This window comes from Kribbella albertanoniae (genome assembly GCF_004348455.1).
Classification (GTDB): Bacteria; Actinomycetota; Actinomycetes; order Propionibacteriales; family Kribbellaceae; genus Kribbella; species Kribbella albertanoniae.
This window is the reverse complement of sequence record NZ_SMKA01000348.1, coordinates 1-8814: the sequence shown is the minus strand read 5'-3', so window position 1 is coordinate 8814 and position 8814 is coordinate 1. Positions and strand designations below refer to the sequence as shown.

Annotated in this window: 9 protein-coding genes; 5 read left to right on the top strand and 4 right to left on the bottom strand. The window is 67.0% G+C overall.

From position 1 onward, the window contains the following. The first annotated feature begins 153 nt into the window (after positions 1-153). The 4 genes from E1261_RS40900 to E1261_RS40885 are packed head-to-tail and all read left to right on the top strand — an operon-like array spanning position 154 to position 3706. The gene (locus tag E1261_RS40900; RefSeq protein WP_132415141.1) at positions 154-1035 is read left to right on the top strand and encodes an ABC transporter ATP-binding protein; all 882 of its coding nucleotides are present in this window, start codon (positions 154-156) and stop codon (positions 1033-1035) included. Beyond that, a complete protein-coding gene (locus E1261_RS40895; protein WP_132415140.1) occupies positions 1032-1847 on the top strand; it encodes an ABC transporter permease in 816 nt (271 codons plus the stop codon). Before E1261_RS40900 ends, E1261_RS40895 begins: the two co-directional genes overlap by 4 nt. A gap of 6 nt (positions 1848-1853) precedes the next feature. After that, positions 1854-3071: a sensor histidine kinase gene (locus tag E1261_RS40890; protein WP_132415139.1), complete on the top strand. Its 1218-nt coding sequence runs from the start codon at positions 1854-1856 to the stop codon at positions 3069-3071. Beyond that, a complete protein-coding gene (locus tag E1261_RS40885) occupies positions 3068-3706 on the top strand; it encodes a response regulator (protein WP_132415138.1) in 639 nt (212 codons plus the stop codon). The genes E1261_RS40890 and E1261_RS40885 overlap by 4 nt, the downstream gene beginning before the upstream one ends. Here E1261_RS40885 and E1261_RS40880 read toward each other — a convergent pair. Continuing rightward, positions 3703-4542 (bottom strand): isoprenyl transferase, encoded by an 840-nt coding sequence (locus tag E1261_RS40880; protein ID WP_132415137.1) that lies wholly within the window; start codon positions 4540-4542, stop codon positions 3703-3705. The genes E1261_RS40885 and E1261_RS40880 overlap by 4 nt on opposite strands. Positions 4543-4557: 15 nt before the next feature. After that, on the bottom strand, positions 4558-5742 hold the full coding sequence (locus E1261_RS40875) for a hypothetical protein (protein WP_132415136.1): 1185 nt from the start codon (positions 5740-5742) through the stop codon (positions 4558-4560). A 57-nt stretch (positions 5743-5799) separates the two neighbouring features. Between E1261_RS40875 and E1261_RS40870 the strand changes: the two genes are divergently transcribed. Next, positions 5800-6387, top strand: a complete 588-nt coding sequence (locus E1261_RS40870; protein WP_132415135.1) for a hypothetical protein — start codon at positions 5800-5802, stop codon at positions 6385-6387. Positions 6388-6556: 169 nt separating this feature from the next. On the opposite strand, the gene E1261_RS40865 is transcribed toward E1261_RS40870, so the two are convergent. Together E1261_RS40865 and E1261_RS40860 are read right to left on the bottom strand one after the other, a co-directional pair. Beyond that, positions 6557-7558: a hypothetical protein gene (locus E1261_RS40865; protein ID WP_132415134.1), complete on the bottom strand. Its 1002-nt coding sequence runs from the start codon at positions 7556-7558 to the stop codon at positions 6557-6559. Then, on the bottom strand, positions 7552-8124 hold the full coding sequence (locus E1261_RS40860; RefSeq protein ID WP_132415133.1) for a hypothetical protein: 573 nt from the start codon (positions 8122-8124) through the stop codon (positions 7552-7554). Before E1261_RS40860 ends, E1261_RS40865 begins: the two co-directional genes overlap by 7 nt. Positions 8125-8814 lie beyond the last annotated feature (690 nt).

The window sequence follows — 8814 nt, the reverse complement described above, 5'->3', positions numbered from 1 at the left end:
ACGACAAGCAGCCTCTTCATGGAGTGAGGGTCCGGCGGGTGCGTGACATGGGCGTGTCATCCGCATCTCAGCTCGTCTGTCCACCGGTTGGGGGACAGCGGGTCAGCCGGGTGGTGCTCCCTGGGGACGCGGCTGCGGCGGGAGAGTGAGGGTATGGAGACAGACAAGGCTGTGAGGGTGCGGGGGCTGGTGAAGCGGTACCCGGACAAGGTGGCGGTTGCGGGGGTGGATCTGGACATCTACCGCGGTGAGGTGTTTGCGCTGCTGGGGCCGAACGGGGCTGGCAAGACGACGGCTGTGGAGATCCTGGAGGGGTACCGGCGGGCTGATAAGGGGGAGGTCGACGTACTGGGTAGTGATCCGGCGCGGGCCGATCGGTACTGGCGGGCGCGGATCGGGATCGTGGCGCAGTCGTCGCGGGACGAGGCGGAGCTGACGGTGGCTGAGTTGGTCCACCACTTCGCCGGGTACTACCCGTCGCCGCGGGATCCCGAGGAGGTGATCGCGGCGGTCGGGCTGGAGGAGAAGCGGAAGACGCGGACCCGGAAGCTGTCGGGCGGTCAGCGGCGCCGGCTCGATGTCGCGCTCGGGGTGGTCGGGAATCCGGAGTTGCTGTTCCTGGATGAGCCGACGACCGGGTTCGATCCCGAGGCGCGGCGGCAGTTCTGGACGCTGATCGAGAATCTGCGCACCGAGGGCACCACGATTCTGCTGACCACGCACTACCTGGACGAGGCCGAGCAGTTGGCCGACCGGGTCGGTGTCATCGCTGACGGGAAGATGCTCGAGGTCGCGACGCCGGAGACGCTCGGCGGGCGGGGCGCTCGGACTGCCCGTGTCTCCTGGCTGGCTGCGGACGGCCTGCGGGAGATCCGCACCGACACCCCGACCGCCGAGGTGTCCCGGCTTTTGGCGCAGTACGGCGGCGAAGTACCGGAGCTGCAGGTCCGTCGGCCCAGCCTGGAAGACATCTATCTGGAACTGATCGGCAAGCCGACCGCGGCCGATGTCGACCTGGAAGGAGCAGTCCGATGAGCACCACGGTGAACCTGCCGTCGCCGCTGAAGGTCGGTGTGTCGCGGACCAAGCTCGAGGTGAAGGAGTTCTTCCGCGAGCGGGAGCAGCTGATCTTCACGTTCTTGTTCCCGATCATCTTCCTCGGCATCTTCTCGGCCGTGTTCAGCGGCACCGACTTCAGCGGCGGGGTCACCGCGGCCACCTACTTCACTCCCGGGATGATTGCCTCCGGCATCTTCTTGTCCAGCTTCCAGTCGCTGTCCGTCTCGATCGCGATCGAGCGCGACCAGGATGTGCTGAAGCGACTGCGCGGTACGCCGATGTCGCCGCAGTCGTACTTCGCCGGGAAGATCGGGCTGGTCCTGATCACGTCGATCCTGCAGTTCGCGCTGCTGCTGCTGATCGCCGGTCTCCTGCTCGACGTCGCGATCCCGGCCGAGCCCGAGAAGTGGCTGCGGTTCCTGTGGATCTTCATTCTCGGTACGGCGTCCGGTTCGGTGCTCGGGATCGCGTTCTCCGTCGTACCGCGGTCCGGCAAGGCGGCGTCCGCCGTCGTCACCCCGGTCGTCCTGCTGCTGCAGTTCATCTCCGGTGTGTACTTCGTCTACAGCAGCCTGCCGGCCTGGATGCGGTCGATCTCGGAGTTCTTCCCGCTGAAGTGGCTGGCCCAGGGCATGCGGTCGGTGTTCCTTCCGGACAGCTTCGAGTCCGTCGAGCCGGGTGGCTCGTGGCAGCTGGGGACCGGGGCGATCGTGCTGAGTGTCTGGCTGGTCGTGGGGCTCGTCATCGCTCAGCGGGTGTTCCGCTGGACGCGCCGGGACGCGGGCTGATGGAAGATGGACACCATGGAGGCGACCACGACGCGGGAGGACCAGGTGATGGGGGCCCGCACCCTGCTTGGATGGAACATCGTCTTCTGGGTCCTGCTCACGATGACCCTGGCCGTCTCGGTCACCTCGGAGCTCAGCACCTCCCACCGGTGGATCGTCGCCGGCGCAATTGTGCTGCTGGGTACGGCGTACCAGTTCATCGGGCGGCCGGCCATCGAGTCGCGCCGGTTCGTGCCGTCGCTCATCTACCGGCTGGTGCTGATCGGGTGCCTGATGGTGCTGGTCGGACTGAGCCCGACCTCGGTGTTCATGATGTTCATCCTCTCGGCCCAGGTCTGGCTGCTGTCGGAAACCCTGCGGGACGGGATCGGGTTCAGCCTGGCGCTCGTGGCTGGGTGCGGGACCGCGCAACTGTGGAGCGCCGGCTGGGGCTGGGACGCCTTGTGGCAGATCCTTCCGTGGATGATGGTCAGTCTGGTCGTCAGCCTGTTGTTCGGTATCTGGATCAGCCGAGTCATCACCGAGAGCCACCAACGCGCCGTACTGATCGAGGAACTGCGCGCGACTCGCGACGAGCTCGCCGAGGCGCATCACAGCGCCGGTGTGATGGCTGAGCGAGAGCGGATGGCGCGCGAGATCCACGACACGCTCGCACAGGGGATGACGAGCATCGTGATGCTGTCGCAGACCGGTGCGGCCGAGCTGGCCCGCGGCAGTGACGGCGTGGCCGCTCGGCTGGCTCAGATCGAAGCAACCGCCCGGGAGAACCTGGCCGAGGCACGTGCATTGGTTGCCGCGTTCACCCCGGTGGCGTTGTCAGAGGCAACTTTGACCGAGGTACTGCGGCGGCAGGGCGACCGTTTCGCGGCCGAAACCGGCGTGGACGTCCAGGTGCTGCTGGATCTCGACGAGTCCGAGGTCGTCGCGCTTCCCCAGTCCCAGCAGGTCGTTCTGCTGCGGGTGGCGCAGGAGGCGCTGGCGAACATCCGCAAACACGCACGGGCGACGTCGGTGCTGATCACGCTCGGGGTGTCCGCGGGGCGGGTTTGCATCGAGATCCGCGACGACGGGTCGGGGTTCTCGGTGGCTGAGCCGTCGACGGGGTTCGGGTTGGCCGCGATGCGTGGTCGTGTCGAGGAATCCGGCGGTACTGTCCAGGTCGAGAGTTCCCCCGGGCACGGCACTACCGTCCAGGTCCTCATCCCAGTTCAGGAGAGCGCGTGATTCGCGTACTGGTCGTCGACGACCATCCCGTGGTGCGATCCGGCCTGATCGGCATGCTCTCCGTGACCGACGACATCACCGTGGTCGGGGAGGCCGGTGACGGATCCGAGGCCTTGGCCCTCGTCGAGTCGACCCGGCCGGACGTCGTACTGATGGATCTGCGGATGCCACGGACCGATGGGGTGACGGCGACCGGCGCGATCGCGTCCGGGTACCCCGAGACCAGGGTGCTGGTGCTGACGACGTACGACACGGACACCGACATCCTGCACGCAGTCGAGGCCGGTGCGACCGGATATCTGCTCAAGGACACTCCGCATGCTGAGCTCCTGGACGGCATCCGCGCTGCGGCCCGCGGCGAGACCGTCCTTGCGCCGCCCGTTGCCGCTCGGCTGATGTCACGTCTGCGGACACCATCTGCCGTCGCTCAACCGTCACCTCGCGAGCTGCAGGTGCTCGCGGCCGTGGCGCGCGGCCTCAGCAACGCCGAGATCGGCCGCGAGCTCTACATCGGCGAAGCGACCGTGAAGACCCATCTGCAACGCCTCTTCACCAAACTCGACGTCGACGACCGCACCCGCGCCGTCACGGTCGCCATCGAACTCGGGCTGCTGCCCAACCCTCGCTCCGGCTAACCCTCGTTCTGCGTGACCTCATTCGGTACGGCGCCGCCGTACCGGCGGTCGCGCTGCGCGTACATCTCGATCGCGCGCCACAGGTCCCGCCGGTCGAAGTCTGGCCACAACACGTTCAGGAACGCCATCTCGGCGTACGCAAGTTGCCACACCAGGAAGTTCGACGTCCGCTGCTCCCCCGACGACCGCACGAGCAGATCCACCGGCGGCACCTCCGGGTGGTAGAGGTGCCGCGCGATCGTCTTCTCGGTGATCCGGTCCGGACTGAGCTTGCCCAGGGCAACCTCCTGGGCGATCGACTTCATCGCGTCCGCGATCTCCGCCTGCCCACCGTAGTTCACGCAGAACTGCAGCGTGATCGTGTCGTTGTCCTTCGTCCGCTCCTGCGCGTACTCCAGCTCGTCGATCACGCTCTTCCACAACCGTGGCCGGCGCCCCGACCACACCACCCGCACCCCCATCGCATCCAGCTCGTCGCGGCGCCGGTGGATCACGTCCCGGTTGAACCCCATCAGGAACCGGACCTCCTCCGGCGACCGCGCCCAGTTCTCCGTCGAGAACGCGTACGCCGAGATGTACTTCACCCCGATCTCGATCCCGCCCTTGATGACATCCAGCAGACTCGCCTCGCCCGCCTTGTGCCCCTCGGTCCGGGCCAGCCCTCGCTGCTTGGCCCACCGCCCGTTCCCGTCCATGATGATCGCCACATGCTCCGGCACCAGCTCCTTGGGCAGCTCTGGCGGCCGAGCCCCACTCGGATGCGGCTCCGGCGCGACAACCACCTTCTCCCCCACCCGCTCCGACCCACGACCCCGGCGACGACCCAATGGCGACATACCTCAAATCCTCTCCTATCCCCCCACTTCTCGGGGTCGTGGGTGTCGCTTTCGGATGAGTAGCAGCGCGGCTACCAGGAGAGCTGGTAGCCAGCAGAGGAGGAGCCAGGGCAGGCGCCACCACCAGGTGAGCGGGTGGGGCGTGGGGGTGGTTGGGCCGTTCGTTGGTGTTGCTGTTGCGGACCAGGCGACGAAGGCGTCTCCGACCGGGAGCGCGCCGAAGGCGTAGCGCTTCGTCTTCAGGCCAGTGAGCGGGGCTCCGAGGACCTCGCCGACTCGCAGGAGGGCGTCTCCGAGCGGGTCGTCCTGGATCCGGGCCGCCCCGGCCGACACGACGGTGGCGGACAGACTGACACCCAACACCAACGGTCCCGAGTCGACGTCGCCCGAACCGCTCTGACCCTTCGGGTACTCGCGGACGCCAGGCCCGAAGGCAGTCACGAACTTGTCCCGGAACAGCTGGTACTGCGATCGGGCGAACTCGCGGTCGATCTCCGGCAGGAATCGCTGGATGATGCTCTGCGAGGTTGCCCGCGCACCCGTTGGTCCTGGTTCGGCTTGATGCGGCATCAGGCCGGTGCTGGGGTCCAGACGTTGCTGCACCAACCCGAGCCAGCGGCCGCGGGTCTGGGTGAAGTGTGGCGTCGTGAGGCGATCGTGCAGTGCCAAGGAAGCGATCGCCACGGTTGAGTCGACCGGCCAGGCCTGGCCCGGATAGGCCATCAGGTAAGGCGATGCCGCTGCGTCGAAGGCCTTGGAGATCTCCGTCGAGGACTGGGTGTACTCGGTGAGCGCACTGTCGTCGAGGGTGGCGATGGCGCCGCGCAACCAGTTCGTCCAGCCGGCATGGAAGATCCCGTACGGCGGATCGAGGCGCTGCTCGAACGGCGCCGTACCGTCGGTGGACTGCAGACGGTCGAGTGACCAGCGGGCCTCCCGGACAGCCTCTGCTTCACGCTCCGGATGGATTGTTGCCACCTGCACCCAAGTGAGTCCGTACAGCACGTTCAGGAAGAAATATCCCTCGGGGAACAACCCCTGCGACTCATGGTCGGCACCGTCGTCGATCGCCGCCCGCAAGAAGTGGAGCTGCTTGACCGCTCCGCCGACCGGATCCGGCCGCGGGCCGGCCAGGCGCCAGGTCCCGGTGAGGCCGGCCAGCACAGTCACGACGATCAGTCCCCAGCGCAGTGCTTTCACGGCGCGAGTCTGCCACTCCGGAGGGGGCGACCTGCGCCGTGTCATAAGGTTCTGGCCGTGGCTGAAACCGATGTTCTCGTACTGCGGCCGGGTACCGGCCCGCGCCGCCAGGTCTACCGGATCGTCGCCGCCATCTCCGGGGCCTTCGTGATCGCCGGCTTCGTCAACGCCAGCCGGGCCAAGTGGATCTTCGCCATCAGTTGCATCCTGTTCCTGGTGGTGACCGTCGCTGTGTACCTGCGGGTCTCCCGCATCGTCGTCACCCCGACCGAGATCTCGGCGCGCGGTCTGACCTTCCACCGCCGTCGCGACCGCGCGCTCGCCGCCGGGGTGATCCGGGCCACCGTGGTCCAGCCCGGGGCTGTCTCCGAGTCCATCATCATCTGCGACGCCACTGGATACGCCTTGCTCACCATCAACGGCGCCCTGTATTCGGCCGCCGATCGCGACAAGCTGGTCTGGTACCTCGGCCTGCCCACCAATGTTCCGGGCCAGCCGCTCAGCTTCGTCCAGCTGAGCCGCCAGGTACCCGGCTCCGTGAGCTGGGCCGGCCGACACCCGTTCTGGGTCATCGTCCTCTGCACCGTCGGCTTCGCGGTCATCGCGCTGGGCGGCGGCACGCTGCTCTGGCTCCTGACGAAGTAACGCCCTCCTGTACGGCGGCGTTGGGGAGCGCTACCCCACCGAATCGGGCGGTAGAACTCCCCACTCTCCTGCACGATGGTGGGACCGAGAAGCTCCGAGGTCCCGGACAGCTCTGCCGGGGCGCAACTGACGTTGTACGGCGTGCTTTTGTCGGGGCGGGCACTGCTAGTCAGCCGCAGCGGCGAGGCAGCGGGGCGACCTTCACAGGATCGCCGTCTGCGTCGACCAGGACCGGGCGAAGGTCAGTGACGCGGAGTGGGACGGAGCGGGTGAAGTTGAGCGGGATGTCGCCCTCCATGCCGCCACCAGTCCAGTGGACGTTCCAGTAGGCGGTCGCGCTCACCTGGAAGCTGCCGGCCTTCTCACAGCGCGAGGTCTTCTGGTACCTGTGGCCACAAGTCGGCGAGTCTGCGATCTCCTTCAGCGACTTGCCAACCGCATCCGCACGCCTGAACGGCGTACCGGCGCCCTTACAGGTAACGACCTTCCCACCACCCATCGACCACTCGATCCGATCGACCGTCCCAGTCGCCTCGATCGTGACACCCCCAAGAGTCGCCCTCTTGGTCTGCGGCCCAGTAGTCGTCTGTCCCGGATCGGCCACCCACATCCAGACCGGCACATTCACGATGCCCTCCCGAGTGGCGCTCTGAAGGTACGGCGACAGCCCGAGCCGTGGTGCGACGAAACTCATCGTCTCGACCACCTGACGAGCCGCCTCGCGCGGATCGATGGTCGCAGGCTCACCCGGCTCCCGAATGACAGATTCGAACCGCTCGATTCCTTCTGGCCGGCCACCAACCACATCGAGAATGACCCAGCATCGGTAGAACTTCGTGCCCGGCTTGTACGGCGTACCGTCGCCAGTCAGCGTGGACGGCGAGTCCTGCGGCGTCAGATAGCAGCCGGACGCCGCGTCGAAGAACCCGTCAGCCGTTCGGCACGGCAACTTCTCTCCCTTGAAGAAACATCCGGATTCACCGGCGCTGACCGGCTTCTTTCCGTCGCTCTTGCCCGGCGGTGCCGGCTCATCGCCGACCGACAGTTGGCACTCGCCGGTCGAGACGTTGCGTCGGCAGTCAGGTTGGTCCGGTGCCGGGTCAGCCCAGGAAGGTTGAACGCTCAGGGCGAAGGAGATCAGCAGGCCGACGCCCAGAAGTCTGGTCAGCATTTCGCCGCCTTGTTGACGCCGAAGTGTGCCTTCCACACATCGCCGTCGCGACGCATCTGCATCTCATCGAGCCACCGGGTCGGTGTGCCCGGCTTTTTCACGCTTTTTCCCGCCGCGTCGACGGTGATCGATTTCGACGAGTCGAAGCATGCCTGGACGGTCACCTCATCGATGTGTCCGTCCTGGCCCACGGTGCCGGTCTTCAGCGGCTTCGTCCAGATCACGACGATCTGTCCGGTTCCTCGCCATTTCCGTTTCCTGAAGATGGTTGCTTGTTCCAGCTCCGACTTCAGAATTGGCCCGGTGGCGACCTGTGACAGCTGAGCGTCCTTCGTGCCGCCGCTCGCCTGCGTCGCGGTAACTGCTGCGAGGTAGGCGCGGTAGCCCGCCTGCGCACCGTCACCTGCTTCCTTCTGAGGAGCGCTCACAGTCGGGGGCGTCGTGCTCGGGGCGCTGGTCGGCGCCGAGGGGGTGAATGGCGGCGGTTTGGGGTTGTTGGGGCCGCAGGCGGTGAGGGCAGCGGTGAACCCGACGAGGGCCGCTGTTGTGGTGAGCCGCCTGAGCATGGAGCCTCCATCGAAGCGGGCGTTACGGACAGTAGCAGTGTTTCATACGGTTGGTGCTCGGCGACGAAGTTATCCACAGGTGCGAGGGAGCGCGTCGGCTGTGGATAACTGGGGCGGACCGGAGCGGTAGGCAATAGATTCTGGGGATGGGGCCTGAGGCCACGATGGTTCGTGGCAGAAGGGGCTGGTTGGGGGTGCTGTATGCGGTTGTCCGGCGCGGCTGGGGAGTCCTACCACCCGAAATCGACGGGTAGAACTCCCCAGCCCCCGCAATAACCAGCCGACCGGCCGAACCGCGTACACCTACCGGGGACCCCGGACACGCGATCAGATGTCCGAAGTCCCCACCAGGTGACCGCAGTACCACCCGGCCCACCTGCACGCGGCGCAGCAGGCCGCCGTACCTGCAACGTCCGAAGGACGCGCGCGCCTGGTCCTCCGGATCGTCGGACGTTGTGGCGGGGGCGGCGAACCACCCGCACATCAGACAGGAGAACCGGATACCCCTCCTGCCCACGCCCCCAACGACTGCACGCAGGGCCGGCTTCTACTGGGTTAGGTCCAGGTGGGGTAGGGAGCGGAGTTGGTGGTCTTGGTGGTAGGCGAAGAAGGCGGCTATCAGGCCGGTGGCTTCTCGGCGGGTTCGGGGGTCGGCTTGGAGGGCGGTGGGCCAGTCGCCGGTGAGGAGGG